A 14,934-nucleotide genomic window follows, 5' to 3' on the forward strand; every position below is an offset into this window, starting at 1 on the left:
CCTGCCGTGCCACTGTGGTGTCCAAGATCCCATCCTCCGTAACTCGGGTGTGCGGGTCAGCCCCTGACCCGCTCGACGGCATGTAGCCAGCACGCCACGTTCCGGTCCTCCCCCGGATGTGTCGTCGGCGCCTCCAACAACGGCATCGTGTCCGCGCACGGATCGAACGCCTTGGGACAACGGGGATGGAACGCGCATCCCGACGGCATCGCACCAAGGTCCGGCGGTGAGCCGGGGATGCCGGTGAGCTCACGCCGAGGGCCACGCAGCGCGGGGAACGAGTGCAGCAGGCCGTCGCTGTATGGGTGCAGCGCCTGTTTGTACAGGTCCGCGGCCCGCGCGGACTCCACGATCCGGCCGCCGTACATGATCGCGATCCGGTCGGAGAACTCCACCAGCAGTGAAAGGTCGTGCGTGATGAACAGGACGGAGAAGCCGATCCGTTCGCGGAGCTGGACGAGCTGGGCGAGGATCTGCCGCTGCATCACCACGTCCAGCGCGGTGGTCGGCTCGTCCATGATCACGACCTGCGGCTCGAGCACGAGCGCCATCCCGATCATCACCCGCTGCCGCATCCCGCCGGACAACTGATGCGGGAACGCATCCATCCGGTCCGCCGAGATGCCCACCAGCTTGAGCATCTCCTGGGCCCGCGCGACCCGCGCCTGCTGGCTGAGTTGCGGCTCGTGCGCCCGGATCACGTCGAGCATCTGGGTGGAGACCTTGTGCACCGGGTTGAGCGAGTTCATCGCGCCCTGGAACACGATCGAGGTCTCGGCCCACCGGAACGCGCGCAGTTCGGCGTTGGTCAGTGCCATCACGTCGTACGGCTGGTCGCCCGGCGGGTGGTAGATCACCGATCCACCGCTGATGACGCCGGGTGGGGGCAGCAGGCGGGTGATGCCGTAGGCAAGCGTCGACTTGCCGCTGCCACTCTCACCCGCGAGCCCGAGTACCTCGCCGCGATGCAGCGTCAGGGTGACGTCGCGGACCGCCTGGACCGACTCCTCGCCGAGCCCGTAGTCGACGTTGAAGTTCTTGATCTCCAGCACGGGTGCCTTCAGATCACGCTGCATCAGATGCCCTTCGCTTCGTCGACGGTCTTCCGCACCACCGGCGTGACCAGTTCCTTGGTGCCGTTCTGCTGCAGGACCGGCGTGAATCCGACCCGCATCTTGACGGTGTGGCCGTCGTTGGTCTTCAGCCGGGTGTGCCCGCTGCTGCGCAGCCGCGGGCTGACGAACTCGTCGATGCCGAAGTTGATCAGCGACAGCGCGGTCCCGAGGATCGCGATCGCCAGACCGGCCGGCACGAACCACCACCAGGCGCCCTGGGCGAGGGCCTGCTGGCTCTGCGCCCAGAACAGGATGGTGCCCCAGTTCCACTCGGAGATGGTCGAGATCCCGATGAAGGCCAGGGTGATCTCGGACATCACCGCGAAGATCACCGTGCCGACGAACCCGGACGCGATGATGGCGGTCAGGTTCGGCAGGATCTCGACGGTGATGATCCGCCAGGTGCTCTCACCGGTGGCCCGGGCCGCCTCGACATAGTCCCGCCGTCGAAGCGACAGCGTCTGGGCGCGCAGTACTCGCGCACCCCACGCCCAGGAGGTCAGACCGATGACAAGGGCAACCATCAGGTCACCCGCGCTCGGGATCGTGGAGGCGACGATGATGATCAGCGGCAGCGCCGGGATGACCAGGAAGACGTTCGACAGTGCCGACAGACCCTCGTCCGCCGCGCCGCCGAGGAAGCCGGAGCTGACCCCGATCAGGACGGACAGCGCGGTGGCGATGATGCCGGCCAGCAGACCGACGAACATGACGCCCCGGGTGCCGACCAGGATCTGGCTGAAGATGTCCTGGCCGAGGTGGGTGGTGCCGAACCAGTGCTTGCCGGACGGTCCCTGCAGGATGTCGCTGCTGCGCGCGGACGGGTCGAACGGCGCGATCCACGAGCCGATGATCGCGATCAGGCAGAAGAACCCGAGCACGATCAGGCCGGTCGCGGCCTTCGGGTTCGCGACGAACCGGAGCCGGCGGCGCTTGGCCGCGCCTCCGGCCTCGACCGGTCCTTCGGGAGTGACCGCGGTGATGGTGCTGGTCGGTGCGGACATCGGTCAGCCCTCCTTGCGGGTACGGGGATCGAGCAGCAGGTACGCCACATCCGCGATCAGGTTGGCGACCAGAACGGAGATCGTGATCACCAGGAAGATGCCCTGCATCAGTGGATAGTCCTTGGAGCCGACCGCCTGGAAGAGGTTGTAGCCGATCCCCGGATAGGAGAAGACGATCTCGACCAGCAGGGTTCCGCCGACGATGAAGCCGAGCGACAGTGCGAAGCCGGACACGTTCGGCAACAGCGCGTTCCGGGCGGCGTAGCTGACCATCACCCGGCGCTCGCTGAGTCCCTTGGCGTGCGCGACGGTGATGTAGTCCTCGGAGGCGACCGTGACCATCATGTTCCGCATGCTGAGGATCCAGCCGCTGACCGAAGAGATCAGGATGGTGATGGCCGGCAACAGGCTGTGCTGGATCGCACTGCCGATGAACTCACCGTTCCAGGACGGCACCAGCCCCGGCTCGTAGCCACCCGAGGAGGGGAAGAAGCTGCCAGCTCCGGCGAACAGCGCGATCGCGATCAGTCCGAGCCAGAAGTACGGGATGGACGACAGGAACGTGGTCACCGGCAACAGTCCGTCGAGCCAGGAACCACGCCGCCAGCCGGCCAGCACGCCCAGCGCCGTACCGATCATGAAGCTGGCGAGAGTGGTGATGCCGACCAGGGCGACCGTCCACGGCAGGCTCTGGCCGAGGATGTCCGCGACCGGGGTCGGGAAGAAGGTGAACGACAGTCCGAGGTCGCCGCGGAAGACCTGACCCCAGTAGTCGACGTACTGGCTCCACAGGCTCGCGTTCTTGTCCAGGCCGAACAGCACGTACAGCGAGTGGATCGCCTCGGTGCTCATCTGGCCCTGGAACCGGTTCATCAGCGAGGTGACCGGGTCACCGGGGATCATCCGCGGGATGAAGAAGTTGATCGTGATCGCGGCCCACGCGGTGAACAGATAGAACGCGATCCGCTGCAGCAGGAACTTCACTTCGCCGCTCCTTCCTCGTAGAGCCAGCAGGCCGCCCAGTGCTCGCCCTCGCCGCTGACGACCGGAAGCTCGAAGCGGGGAGGCAGGTCGGTCGTGCACTTCGGCATCGCGTGGACGCAGCGCGGGTGGAACCGGCAACCGGTCGGCGGCGCGATCAGACTGGGCGGCTCACCACCGGCGCGGTCCTCGGGCACCTCCTTCGCGTCGCCGACCCGGTCCAGCCGGTCCGGATCTGGCGCGCTCTCGATCAGCAGCCGGGTGTACGGATGGGCCGGGTGCTGGGTGACAGTCTCGGAGTCGCCGCCCTCGACCATCCGGCCGGCGTACATCACCAGGGTCTCGTCGGCGAAGTAGCGCGCGGACGCGATGTCGTGGGTGATGTAGAGGATGGCCAGGTTGAGGCGTTCCTTCAGGTCCCGCAGCAGGTTCAGCACACCGAGCCGGATCGACACGTCCAGCATCGACACCGGCTCGTCGGCCAGCAGGGCCTGCGGATCCGCGCCGAGTGCGCGCGCGATCGACACCCGCTGACGCTGACCACCGGACAGCTCGTGCGGGAACTTGTCCAGGTAGCGCTCCGGCGGTACCAGTTGCACGCGGAGCAGCAGGTCGCGCAGGTTCTGCTCGAGCTCCTCGGAGTTCTTGCCGGCCCGGCCGTGGATCTTCAGCGCCCGGGTCAGGTGGTACCGGATCGTGTGCACCGGGTTCAGCGACGCGAACGGGTCCTGGAAGATCATCTGCACCTGACGGCAGTAGGCGCGGAACTTGCGGCCGCCGTGCACGGTGACCGACTTGCCGTGCAGCCTGATGTCGCCGTCGGTGCGGGTGTAGAGCTGCGCCATCAGGCGCGCGACCGTCGACTTGCCCGAGCCGGATTCGCCCACGAGCGCGGTGACCCGGCCCCGGCGAAGCGTCAGCTGGATGTCGTCCACCGCGTGCACCGCTTTGCGCTCCCGGGTGAACAGGTCGCGCAGACCCCGCCGTACGGGGAAGTGTTTGGTGAGGCCCTCGGCCTCGAGTACTACGTCGCCGGTGCTCACCGGTTCTGTCTCGGTCGCCGTCATGACGTTTCGAACTCCTAGTTAGATCGCGGCACCGCGGCCGGGACCCCCAGGTGGTGGGATCCCGGCCGCGGCGATTCCTTAGGCGCCCGCGGGCTTCAGGTTCAGGACGATCTGGAGTGCGTTCTGCTGCGTCGGCTGGGCCGGCGCGTACTGGTTCTGCTCGTCAGGCCAGCCTTCCCAGTTCTTGGTGCTGTACAGACCACCGACGTTGGACGCCGAGGTCGGGATCACGGGCATCTGGTCGACCATGATCTTCTGCAGCGTGTTCAGCGCCGTGGTGCGGGCGGCGTCGTCGGTGGCGTTGGCGTACTCGTCGATCGCCTTGGTCGCCTCGGCGTTGCTGAAGCGGCCGTAGTTGCCGCTGACCTTGCCGGTCCCGACGGGCTTCAGGATCTTGCCGTCCATGATGTTCTGGTAGATGTCGTACGGCGTCGAGCCGCCGTTGGTCCAGTGCATCGCGGCGTCGAAGTTGCCCTCGTCGATGTTCTTGAACCAGGCATCCTGGTTGGCCTTGTCGACGGTGGCCTTGATCCCGATCGTGGACAGGTTGTCCTTGATGATCTCGAGGTCGGTGATGTAGTCGGACCAGCCGGCCGGGTTGGTCAGCGTCAGCGTGACCGGCTTGCCGGTCGGGTCCTTCAGGGTGTCGCCCTCGAGCTTGAAGCCGGCGTCGGTGAGCTCCTTCTTGGCAGCGTCCACGTCGACCGCGTGCTTCTGGTCCTTGAACTCCGGAGCGATGAACGAGTCGCCGGCCGGGGTCGGGATGCCGGTGATGGATTCGACCTTCGGGTAGAAGTAGCCGGCCTCACCCTGCATGAAGATGTCGTCGCGGTTGATCACCTTGTCCATCGCGCGGCGCAGGGCGGGGTTGTCGAACGGCTTCTTGGTGGTGTTGATCCACAGACCGTGGATACCGAGGTTCGCCGGGAACCAGAGCTTGTGGTGCGCCGGGTCCTTGTCCTGGTAGACGGCCTTCACGTTCGGGACGAAGACGAAGCTCCACTCCGAGGCGCCGTTGGCCAGCGCGGTGGTCTGCGCGTTGTTGTCGTTGTACGACGTGTACCGCAGCTCCTTGACCTTCGGGAGGTCCTGCCAGTACGCGTCACGCACCTCGAGGGTGGTGGTCTGCGGGGTGAACGACTTCACCTTGTACGGGCCGGTGCCGATCGGGTTCTTCACGGTGTCCTGGGTCGGGTCCTTGAAGGTGGACCACTGGGCCTTCGGAACGACGAAGACGGTGAGGACCTTGTTCTGGTTCACGAACTGGGACCGGGTGAAGGTCAGGTCGACCTTGTTGCCGGAGGCCGTGATGGTCCCGTAGGGGATCGCGTCGGAGTTCAGGCCCTCGTTGTCCTTGCGCAGCTGGAACGAGTACGCGACGTCGTCGGCGGTCATCGGTGAGCCGTCGGAGAACTTGACCCCGTCACGGATGGTCAGCGACAACTTGGTGAAGTTGTCGGCCCACTTCCACTCGGTGGCCAGCCAGGGCTTGCCGGCCTCGGTCGGCTTGATCCCGTTGATCATCACCAGCGGCTCGTAGATCATCCACCGGTAGCCCAGCGAGGCACCCGAGGACGAGCCGAGGAACGGGTTGTGGTTCTCCGTCTGCGGCCCGTTCGGCATGCCGACGTTCAGCACCGTGGCGGTGCTGGCGGTGCCGGCGTTGGTGTTGTTCTCGTCCCCGCTGCTACAGGCAGCCAGTGTGACTGCCGCGAGCAGGCCCGTGAGGGCTAGCGCGACTGAGCGTCGAGCTCGCATCGTTCCTCCTGTGTTTCGACTGGCGGTTAATGGCTTCGCATCGTGCCGTGGAAGCGCTCTCATGGAAATAGGCAGCCCGTTAACGGATCGGTATCGGTGTCCGACCGGCGACGAGGCATGGGCAGATACCTCGCCGCCGGTAGTTCAGTGGTGACGGACGGTCGCGGGGGCGGTTGAACTGCGGACGATCAGCGTCGTCGGCAGCACTTTGGGCTCTTCCGGCAGTGGCTGCCCGGCGAAGTACCCCATCAGCATCCGGGCCGCCGCCTGGCCCATCTGGCGCATCGGCTGATGCACCGTGGTCAGCGGCGGTTCGGTGTGCTGGGCGTAGCGGATGTCGTCGAAACCGACCACCGACACGTCGTTCGGCACGTTCCGCCCGGTCTCCCGGACGGCCTGGATGGCACCGCCGGCGGACAGGTCGTTGTGCGCGAAGATCGAGTCGAACCGGACGCCGTCGTGCAGTGCCTGCTGGACGCCGCGGCGGCCGCTCTCGTGGGTGAAGTCGCCCTCGAAGATGAGCTGTGGGTCCAGCTCGATCCCGGCCGCCGCGTAGGTGTCGCGGAAACCGTCGAGGCGTTCCTGGGTACATCCGAACCATTCGACGCCGGTGATCACCAGCGGACGGTGCCGGCCGAGCTCGATCAGGTGCTGGGCAGCGGCCTCACCTCCGGCCCGGTTGGTGGTGGCGACGGACGGAAACATTGGTTGCTTGTCCCGGTCGTCGATCAGTACGACGGGCAAGCCGCGGGAGTGCAGTTGTTCGATGTAGGCGAGCGTGCCTTCCGGCTCGATCACCAGCAGGCCGTCGAAGGACTGCGCCGAGACCTGGGAGGCGAACTGCTGCATGGATTCCTCACCCCGGTTGCAGGTGAACAGCAGCAGGCCGTAGCCCTCGGACTCGACCACGTCCACGGCGCCCTGCAGCACCTCGCCCATCCAGGGCCAGGTGAGCGAGGGGACCAGCATTCCGACGATCCGGGTCCGGCCGCGGGCCAGGCCGACGGCCCGGGCGCTGGGCACGTACCCGAGTTCGGCGATCACCTGGCGGACCCGTTCGGCGGTCCGCAGGTCGAGCTCGCCCTTGCCGTTCAGGACGCGCGAGACGGTGGTCTTGCTGACCCCGGCGCGGGCGGCGACGTCGGCGATGGTGATCGACACTGTGTGACTCCCCTCGGGCGGTCGGGGTGTGGAAGTGCTGTGTTGCCGCTTCGTGAACGGAATGTTCGGAACCGGTTTCGGAAGCGGTTCCGTAGAGCTAAGCGGAGTGAGTCAGGTCACGTCAATCACGACGCGATAACGAATCACAGCTAAGTTCACGATTTGTACGAAGGGGGCTGGCAGGCGGCCGCCACGCGGGCCGCTCTCCGCCCGGGCGAGCGTTCCCTGGTGCATGATGGAGGGGCATAGGCAGGGGCGCTGACAGCGGGATTCTCGAGGGCGGGTCGAAATACCATGGATGGACGCAGGACCACTGTGCGTGACATGCGGCGGTCCAACCGCTCGGTGATCCTGACCAGCATCTACCGCGACGGTCCGCTGAGTCGTTACGAGCTGGGCCACCAGACCTCACTCAGCGCTGCCAGCGTCAGTAACCTGGTCGGCGAACTGCTCGAGGAAGGCATCGTCGAGGAGGCCGGTTCGGTCGAGTCCGATGGTGGCCGGCCGCGCGTCCTGCTGCGGGTCGCGCCGACGTTCGGGTACGTCGTCGGTGCCGAGGTCGGTGAGACCCGGGTGCGCGTCGAGCTGTTCGACCTGGCGATGAACGTCCTCGCCACGGTGGTCTACCCGATCGACACCCCGAAGCCGGCCCCCGAACTCGCGGTCAAGTACGTGATGCAGGGTCTCGAAGCCGTGCTCACCCAGGCCGAGGTCTCCTCCGCGCAGATCCTCGGCATCGGTGTCGCCGTGGCCGGCGTGGTCGAAGGCCCCGCGGATGCGGTGGTTCACGCCCAGACGCTGGGCTGGGACGCCGTACCGCTTGGCGCGATGCTCCGCGCCGGGACCGACATCCCGATCCAGGTCGACAACGGCGCGAACACCCTGGGTCAGGCGGAGATGTGGTTCGGCGCAGGCCGCGGCGCGACCGATGCGGTGGTCGCGCTGGTCGGCTCAGGCGTCGGCGCCGCCCTCGTCACCGGCGGCTCGAGCTACCGCGGCACCCGCAGCAGCGCCGGCGAGTGGGGCCACACGACGATCATGTACGGCGGCCGCCAGTGCCGGTGTGGTGCCGTTGGGTGCCTGGAGGCCTACGTCGGCGCCGAAGGCGTCCTCGAACGGTTCCAGCTCGCCAACGGCGGAGAGCCCGCGCCCGGTGGCGACGAGGAGGCGGCGTTCATCGGCCTGCTCGACTCGGTCGGTACTTCGGAGGTCGCGGCCAAGGTGGTCGAGGACACCATCGGGTATCTCGGCGCCGGATTCGCCAACCTGGTCAACCTGGTCAACCCCGAGCGGATCGTGCTCGGCGGCTGGTCCGGCCTGCTGCTGGGGGAGCGCTACCTCCCCGAACTTCGTCAGGCCGTCAGCCGGCACGCCCTCCGCCAGCCGTACTCCCAGGTCTCCATCGAGCTGTGCGAGCTCGGCCGGGACGCCGTCGCGATGGGCGCCGCCACCCTCCCGGTCCTCCGCCTCCTCCGCGAAGGCGGCGCCACCACCACCCGCCGCCCGCACGGCCTGGCCGCCCGCATCCGCTGACTCGCTGACGTGAGAGCGCGGTTCCGGAACCAGCCGTCCTATTCCAGCTTCAGTACTTCAACTATCCTGTGAAAAAACCACCCTTCTAGCCCCCTGGGGGTCACCGATGGTCGAGCTGTCCAAGCTCCGGCAGGACTTCGTCTGGGGCACCGCCACCTCGGCGTACCAGATCGAAGGCGCGATCGACGCCGACGGCCGGCTGCCGTCGATCTGGGACACCTTCTGCCGCGTGCCCGGCGCGATCGACAATGGTGACACCGGTGACGTCGCCTGCGACTCGTACCGCCGCTGGCCCGAGGATCTCGACCTGCTGAAACAGCTCGGCGTGGACGCGTACCGCTTCTCGATCGCCTGGCCGCGAGTGCTCCCGACCGGTTCCGGTCAGGTGAACACGGCCGGCCTGGCGTACTACGACCGCCTGGTCGACGATTTGGTTGCCGAGGGCATCAAGCCCTTCGTCACCTTGTACCACTGGGATCTGCCGCAGACGCTGCAGGATCTCGGCGGCTGGGAGAACCGCGACACGGCGTACCGGTTCGCGGAGTACGCGGCGGTGGTCGGGGCGAAGCTCGGCGACCGGGTCCGTGACTGGGTGACCCTGAACGAGCCGCTGTGCTCCGCGTGGATCGGCCACTGGGAAGGCCGGATGGCGCCTGGTATCAAGGATCCGGCGATCGCCGTGCGAGCGTCGTACAACCTGTTGCTGGCGCACGGACTCGGGGTCGCGGCCTTGCGCGAGTCGGCGCCGGAGCCGGTGGAGGTCGGCATCGTGGTCAACCTCAGCCCGACCGAACCGGCCACGGACAGCGCCGCCGACATCCGCGCCGCGCAGATCGCCGACGGTCACATCAACCGCTGGTGGCTCGATCCGGTCGGCGGCCGCGGCTTCCCGGCCGACATGGTCGAGATGTACGGCGTCGAGCTCCCCGAGCAGCCGGGGGATGCCGAGATCATCGCCGCACCGACGGACTTCATCGGGCTGAACTACTACTTCCGGCAGATCATCAAGGCCGACGAATCCGTTCCCCTGCTGGGATTCAGCCAGGTCGAGGGTCCGAACGCGGAGCGGACGATGCTCGACTGGGAGGTCCATCCGGCCGGACTGGAGGAGCTGATCCTGCGGCTGGCCAAGGAGTACGGCGCCGAGAAGATCTACATCACCGAGAACGGCTCGGCCTGGATCGACCAGCCGGACGCCGGCTTCCACGTGGACGACCCCGAGCGAACCGCTTACCTGGAAGGGCATCTGGCCGCCTGCGTCCGCGCAGTCGAACAGGGCGCTCCACTGGCCGGCTACTTCGCTTGGTCCCTGCTCGACAACTTCGAATGGGCCTACGGCTACGCGCCCCGCTTCGGCCTCGCGTACGTCGACTACCCGACCGGCACCCGGGTGATGAAGACCTCCGGCCAGTACTACGCGTCGCTGGTCGCCGGCCACCGCAATCCGTAAACGCAGCAAGGCCGGGCGCCTAGGGTGCCCGGCCTCGCTGGTTCAGACTGCTAGGCGGTCCACTTCTGGTTGGCGCCACCCGAGCAGGTCCAGATCTGCGTCGGGGTCGCGTTGGCGGAATTGTTGCCGGTGACATCGAGGCACTTGTTGGCCTGTGGATTCACCAGGTCTCTGGCCGCTGAGTAGTTCCATTGCTGAGCGGCGTTTCCGTTGCAGGTGGCGATTTGTACGCGGCTGCCGTCGGCGGTTGCGGCGTTGGCCACGTCCAGGCACTTGCCGAGGGCGCGGATCGTGCCATCACCCGGACGGGTCCACTGCTGGGCGGCAGAGCCGTTGCAGTCGTACAGCTGGACGGTTGTGCCGTCGGCGGGGTTCGCGCCGGCGACATCCAGGCACTTGCCGGCCAGGCCGGTGATCTGGCCGCCGGTGCCGCCGCCGCTGCCGACGGTGGACACGCGCACGTAGTCGATCGTCATGGTCTGCGGCATCACCGTGCTGCCGTCGGGATAGCCCGGCCAGTAGCCGCCGACGGCCACGTTCATGATCATGAAGAAGTTGTGGTTGAAGACCCAGGCGTCCCCGCCGAGGTCGGCCGGGGTGCGCTGCTGGTACTGGATGCCGTCCACGAACCACTTGATCAGGTTCGGCGACCAGTCGACCCGGAAGGTGTGGAAGGCGTCCGCGAACTGCTGGCCACCGGGCAGGGTGTAGCCCGCTCCGATGCCTTCGGCGCCGGAGTACCCGGGCCCGTGGAGTGTGCCGTGCACCGTGCTGGGCTCACGGCCGATGTTCTCCATGATGTCGATCTCGCCGTCGGTCGGCCAGTTGCCGCCGCCGAGCATCCAGAAGGCGGGCCAGATCCCTTGGGTCCTGGGGATCTTGATCCGGGCCTCGAAACTGCCGTAGGTCTGGGTGAAGGTCTGCGCGGTGAGCAACCGGGCCGACGTGTACTCGCAGGTGCCGTAGTGACACTGGAAGCCGCCGCTCTCGCGGCGGGCGGTGATCACCAGGTTGCCGGCGCCGTCGAGAGCGGAGTTGCGGGTGCTGTTGGTGTAGTACTGCCGCTCGTTGTTCCCCCAGCCGCCGCCGCCGATGTCGTAGCGCCACTTGCTGGAGTTCGGTGCCTGACCGGCGGGGCCGTCGAAGGTGTCTTCCCAGATCGTGGCCGCCGGAGCCATGGCGGCAGCAGCGGCGGCGGGGGAGTCGGCCGCCGGAGTACCGGCGGTGGCGGGGGATTGGAGGAGGGATGTTCCGGCCAGCGCGAGACCTGCTGCAAGCAGGGCCGCGGTGCGGAACCGGGAACGCTGGAACCTCATGGCGTTGCCTCATTTCTCGCTCGGCCGGGATGACGCTGTCCGGCCGGTGGGGGGCGGGGGCGGACGTGAACGAGACAGGGGAATCGCAGTGGGCAGCTTGCTGTGAGAACGCTTTCACGTCAAGACCAGGCATAAATATAAGTCGTGAAAAAAGTCGATCCCTGACGTTGACAGGGTGATTCACCGATGGTTACCTCGTGATGACCACCTGTTGCGGCGCGGGCAGACGCCGACACCCGGGGGGACCATCCACCTGTGAAAGCCCTTGAGCAAGAGGGAGATCCCGCCATGCCCCGGACCCATCGTCGTGGCCGCCCCGTACGACGACGCCTCCTGCCCGCCCTGGTCGGGCTCGCCGCCCTGGCCGTGATCGCCACCGGCCTCAGCATCGGCAATCCGGCGCCCGCGCACGCCGCTGGGGAGCAGGTGAACGTCTGGCTGACCACCACCAGCGACTCCGGTGGCCGGGTCGTCACCCGTGGCCTGCAGCCGCAGACACCGGTCAACTTCGGCCCCGCCGGCGGTACTGCCAACCAGACCATCACGGTCAACGAGAACACCACCTACCAGACCTTCGAGGGTGGTGGCGCGTCCTTCACCGACAGCGCCGCCTGGCTGCTGAACAGCAGCAACACGATCACCGCGGCCACCCGCAACCAGGTGATGAAGGACCTCTTCGACCCGGTGAACGGGATCGGCCTGGCCTTCACCCGCAACCCGATGGGCGCCTCCGACCTGGCCCGCTTCAACTACTCCTACGACGACACCTGCTGCGACCTGAACAACTTCAGCATCAGCCACGACCTGGCGGACGTGGTGCCGCTGACCAAGCAGGCCAAGGCGCTGAACCCGGCGCTCAAGGTGAAGGGTGCGCCGTGGAGCGCGCCGGCCTGGATGAAGGACAACAACAAGTTCACCAACCGCGGCTGGCTGAAGGCCGAGTACTACCCGATGTACGCCCAGTACTTCGTCAAGTACGTCCAGCAGAACGAGGCCCAGGGCAACCACATCGACTACGTCTCGGTGCAGAACGAGCCGACCTGCTGCGGCACCGACGACACCGGCTACGCGTCGATGAACTGGAACGGCGCCGGGCTGCTGAACTTCACCAAGAACCACCTGCTGCCGGCCTTCCGGGCGGCCGGGATCACCAACACCAAGGTGATGATCCTGGACTACAACTGGGGCAACTACAACGACCTCGGTTCGGTCCCGCTGAACGACGCCGGACTGCGCGCCGACCCGCTGTTCGGCGGGATCGCCTGGCACGGGTACGGCGGTGACGTGAACCTGCAGAACACGATCCACAACCAGTTCCCGGCCGTGAACCAGTACATGACCGAGCACTCGGGCGGTACCTGGATCGCGAACCAGCAGGTCGAGGACATGAACAACCTGATCGACTACACCCGGAACTGGAGCAAGTCCTGGGTCAAGTGGAGCCTCGGCCAGGACCAGAACATGCTTCCGTACGTCGGGGCCGGCTGCAACGTGTGCACCGGGCTGGTCACCATCCAGCGCGGCGGCTCCCGGGCCGGCCAGGTCGACAAGACGGTCGAGTACTACACGATGGGTCACCTGACCAGGTTCGTGAAGCCGGGCGCGGCCCGGATCGAGTCGAACGCCAACGCCTCGGTCAAGAACGTGGCCTGGAAGAACCCGGACGGTTCGAAGGCGCTGATCGCGTTCAACACCACCGGCAGTTCGCAGTCGGTGCGGGTGAACTGGGGTAGCCAGTCCTTCGTCTACACGCTGCCCACCAAGACCTCCGCGACCTTCACCTGGTCCGGCACCCAGGGTGGCGGCGGCGGAGGAACCGGTACTGCGATCACCGGGCTCGGCGGCAAGTGCATCGACGTGGCAGGCGCCGGCACCGCTGACGGCACCGCGATCAACCTCTACGACTGCAACGGCAGCGCCGCGCAGCAGTGGACCCGTCCAGGCGATGGCACGGTCCGTGCCCTCGGCAAGTGCCTCGACGTGACCAGTGGCTCCATTGCCGACGGCGCCAAGACCCAGCTCTGGACCTGCAACGGCAGTGCCGCCCAGCAATGGAACTACACGGGCGGCAAGGACCTGGTGAATCCACAGGCGAACAAGTGTCTCGATGCCACCGGGAACAGCTCCGCGAACGGCACAGCCCTACAGATCTGGAGCTGCACGGGCGCCGCCAATCAGAAGTGGAACGCGTGACCGACAGCTAGACCCAAGCTGACAGAGCGCCCGCGCCCGCGCCCCCGGGACGCGGTCGCTCTGTCATTCGACGTCCGGCCTTTGACCCTCCGGCCACCGGAGGGTGCAGGCTGTCTCCATGACCCCGTCGGTGACCATCGGTGAGTTCTCGCGTCTCACCTATCTGAGCGTGAAGACGCTGCACCACTACCACGAGATCGGCCTGCTCGCCCCGGCCCGGATCGACTCGTCGTCGGGGTACCGGCGCTACGAGACGACCCAGGTCCCGGTCGCGCAACTGATCCGCCGGCTCCGCGACCTGCAGATGCCACTCGCCCAGGTGCGCTCGGTCGTCGAGGCGCCCGATGTGGTCACCAGGGACGAGACCATCCGCCTCCACCTGGACCAGATGGAGGCCGAGCTGGTCCGCACCCAGGAGGTGGTGGCCTCCCTCCGCTCGATGCTGACGCTCGCTCCGCCGCCGTTGCCCGTCGAGTACCGCTTCATCCCCGCCTTTCGCGCGTACGGCGTCTCCGATCACGTCGACAGAACCGACATCGACCCCTGGTGCGAGTCTTCCTTCGGCTTGCTGGGCGGGATCGCCGGTCAGCAAGGGATCACGGCCACCAGCGGAGCGACGTACAGCGATGAGTTCTTCACCGAGGATGCCGGTCAGGTGGTCGCCTTCCTGCCGGTCGCGCCGGCCCAACCGCCGGCCCCCGGCGTCGAGCTGATCGATCTGCCGGCCGGGTTCTTCGCCGTGGCCGTGCACACCGGGCCGTTCGAGGACTTCGACCGCACCTATGGCGCGCTCGGAAGCCACGTCGCCGAGTACTGCGAGGTCGCGCCCGGCGCGATCCGCGAGCTCTACGTGGTGGGGCCGGGCGATGTGCCCGATCCCGCCGACTTCCGTACCGAGGTCTGCTGGCCGATCCAGCGGATCCCCACTCCGAAAGGTTGATCCACCATGTCCATCGCGCTCGAGCACGTCACCTTCGACAGCGCCGACGCCGCCACCCTGGCCGCCTTCTGGGCGCAGGTTCTCGATTCCCAGGTCGATGCCGGCGGCAATGAGTTCTTCGCCACCGTGAACAAGGAGGGCGACGGTCCGGCCCTGATGTTCATCCAGGTCCCCGAGGAGCGGGTCGGCAAGAACCGGCTGCACCTCGACCTGGCCACCGCCGACTGGGCCACCGAGGTGGACCGGCTTGTCGGCCTGGGCGCCAAGCGCCTCAGCGAGTACGACGAGTACGGCACCCACTGGATCACCCTCGCCGACCCCGAAGGCAACGTCTTCGACCTGGCCGAACTGCGCTGACAGTTGGGCTGAACCACTTGGTGGTGGTTGCCTCTGCCGCCCGGGACGCCGGGACGGGG

At 67.2% G+C, this 14,934-nt stretch carries 12 protein-coding genes; 5 read left to right on the forward strand and 7 right to left on the reverse strand.

Features of this window, described 5'->3' with window-relative positions; genetic code table 11:
* Positions 1 to 56: 56 nt before the first annotated feature.
* From VFG33_RS02210 to VFG33_RS02235, 6 genes are all read right to left on the reverse strand, one after another.
* On the reverse strand, positions 57 to 1,076 hold the full coding sequence (locus VFG33_RS02210; protein ID WP_325021799.1) for an ABC transporter ATP-binding protein: 1,020 nt from the start codon (positions 1,074 to 1,076) through the stop codon (positions 57 to 59).
* Entirely contained in the window at positions 1,076 to 2,119 is a 1,044-nt protein-coding gene (locus VFG33_RS02215) for an ABC transporter permease (protein ID WP_325021802.1), read from the reverse strand. Before VFG33_RS02215 ends, VFG33_RS02210 begins: the two co-directional genes overlap by 1 nt.
* Before the next feature lie 3 nt (positions 2,120 to 2,122).
* Complete coding sequence (locus VFG33_RS02220) at positions 2,123 to 3,103, reverse strand: ABC transporter permease (protein ID WP_325021804.1); 981 nt, start codon at positions 3,101 to 3,103, stop codon at positions 2,123 to 2,125.
* Positions 3,100 to 4,167 carry an ABC transporter ATP-binding protein gene (locus VFG33_RS02225; RefSeq protein ID WP_325021806.1) on the reverse strand — a complete coding sequence of 356 codons (1,068 nt, stop codon included), beginning with the start codon at positions 4,165 to 4,167 and terminating at the stop codon, positions 3,100 to 3,102. The genes VFG33_RS02220 and VFG33_RS02225 overlap by 4 nt, the downstream gene beginning before the upstream one ends.
* A gap of 78 nt (positions 4,168 to 4,245) precedes the next feature.
* A complete protein-coding gene (locus VFG33_RS02230) occupies positions 4,246 to 5,925 on the reverse strand; it encodes an ABC transporter substrate-binding protein (protein WP_325021807.1) in 1,680 nt (559 codons plus the stop codon).
* Between the two features lie 144 nt (positions 5,926 to 6,069).
* The gene (locus VFG33_RS02235) at positions 6,070 to 7,086 is read right to left on the reverse strand and encodes a LacI family DNA-binding transcriptional regulator (protein WP_325021809.1); all 1,017 of its coding nucleotides are present in this window, start codon (positions 7,084 to 7,086) and stop codon (positions 6,070 to 6,072) included.
* Positions 7,087 to 7,410: 324 nt separating this feature from the next.
* Here VFG33_RS02235 and VFG33_RS02240 point away from each other — a divergent pair, with 324 nt between their 5' ends.
* Positions 7,411 to 8,619: an ROK family transcriptional regulator gene (locus VFG33_RS02240; protein WP_325021811.1), complete on the forward strand. Its 1,209-nt coding sequence runs from the start codon at positions 7,411 to 7,413 to the stop codon at positions 8,617 to 8,619.
* 106 nt (positions 8,620 to 8,725) lie between these two features.
* Positions 8,726 to 10,069 carry a GH1 family beta-glucosidase gene (locus VFG33_RS02245; RefSeq protein ID WP_325021813.1) on the forward strand — a complete coding sequence of 448 codons (1,344 nt, stop codon included), beginning with the start codon at positions 8,726 to 8,728 and terminating at the stop codon, positions 10,067 to 10,069.
* Between the two features lie 50 nt (positions 10,070 to 10,119).
* Here the strand turns inward: VFG33_RS02245 and VFG33_RS02250 are convergent, their stop codons facing one another.
* Complete coding sequence (locus VFG33_RS02250) at positions 10,120 to 11,385, reverse strand: ricin-type beta-trefoil lectin domain protein (protein ID WP_325021815.1); 1,266 nt, start codon at positions 11,383 to 11,385, stop codon at positions 10,120 to 10,122.
* A gap of 288 nt (positions 11,386 to 11,673) precedes the next feature.
* Between VFG33_RS02250 and VFG33_RS02255 the strand changes: the two genes are divergently transcribed.
* From VFG33_RS02255 to VFG33_RS02265, 3 genes are all read left to right on the forward strand, one after another.
* The gene (locus VFG33_RS02255) at positions 11,674 to 13,578 is read left to right on the forward strand and encodes a ricin-type beta-trefoil lectin domain protein (protein ID WP_325021817.1); all 1,905 of its coding nucleotides are present in this window, start codon (positions 11,674 to 11,676) and stop codon (positions 13,576 to 13,578) included.
* Between the two features lie 118 nt (positions 13,579 to 13,696).
* The gene (locus VFG33_RS02260; protein WP_325021819.1) at positions 13,697 to 14,518 is read left to right on the forward strand and encodes a MerR family transcriptional regulator; all 822 of its coding nucleotides are present in this window, start codon (positions 13,697 to 13,699) and stop codon (positions 14,516 to 14,518) included.
* Between the two features lie 6 nt (positions 14,519 to 14,524).
* Positions 14,525 to 14,875, forward strand: coding sequence for a VOC family protein (locus VFG33_RS02265; RefSeq protein WP_325021821.1), 351 nt, complete (start codon positions 14,525 to 14,527; stop codon positions 14,873 to 14,875).
* The last annotated feature ends 59 nt before the right edge of the window (positions 14,876 to 14,934 follow it).

Origin of the sequence: Kribbella sp. (genome assembly GCF_035687465.1) — a bacterium.
Taxonomy (GTDB): domain Bacteria; phylum Actinomycetota; class Actinomycetes; order Propionibacteriales; family Kribbellaceae; genus Kribbella.

What these genes read in the sequence shown, in the direction of transcription:
- VFG33_RS02210 (WP_325021799.1), bottom strand. Translation starts at nt 1,076, where the DNA reads ATGCAGCGTGATCTGAAGGCACCCGTGCTGGAGATCAAGAACTTCAAC.
- VFG33_RS02215 (WP_325021802.1), bottom strand. Translation starts at nt 2,119, where the DNA reads ATGTCCGCACCGACCAGCACCATCACCGCGGTCACTCCCGAAGGACCG.
- VFG33_RS02225 (WP_325021806.1), bottom strand. Translation starts at nt 4,167, where the DNA reads ATGACGGCGACCGAGACAGAACCGGTGAGCACCGGCGACGTAGTACTC.
- VFG33_RS02230 (WP_325021807.1), bottom strand. Translation starts at nt 5,925, where the DNA reads ATGCGAGCTCGACGCTCAGTCGCGCTAGCCCTCACGGGCCTGCTCGCG.
- VFG33_RS02240 (WP_325021811.1), top strand. Translation starts at nt 7,411, where the DNA reads ATGCGGCGGTCCAACCGCTCGGTGATCCTGACCAGCATCTACCGCGAC.
- VFG33_RS02245 (WP_325021813.1), top strand. Translation starts at nt 8,726, where the DNA reads ATGGTCGAGCTGTCCAAGCTCCGGCAGGACTTCGTCTGGGGCACCGCC.
- VFG33_RS02250 (WP_325021815.1), bottom strand. Translation starts at nt 11,385, where the DNA reads ATGAGGTTCCAGCGTTCCCGGTTCCGCACCGCGGCCCTGCTTGCAGCA.
- VFG33_RS02255 (WP_325021817.1), top strand. Translation starts at nt 11,674, where the DNA reads ATGCCCCGGACCCATCGTCGTGGCCGCCCCGTACGACGACGCCTCCTG.
- VFG33_RS02260 (WP_325021819.1), top strand. Translation starts at nt 13,697, where the DNA reads ATGACCCCGTCGGTGACCATCGGTGAGTTCTCGCGTCTCACCTATCTG.
- VFG33_RS02265 (WP_325021821.1), top strand. Translation starts at nt 14,525, where the DNA reads ATGTCCATCGCGCTCGAGCACGTCACCTTCGACAGCGCCGACGCCGCC.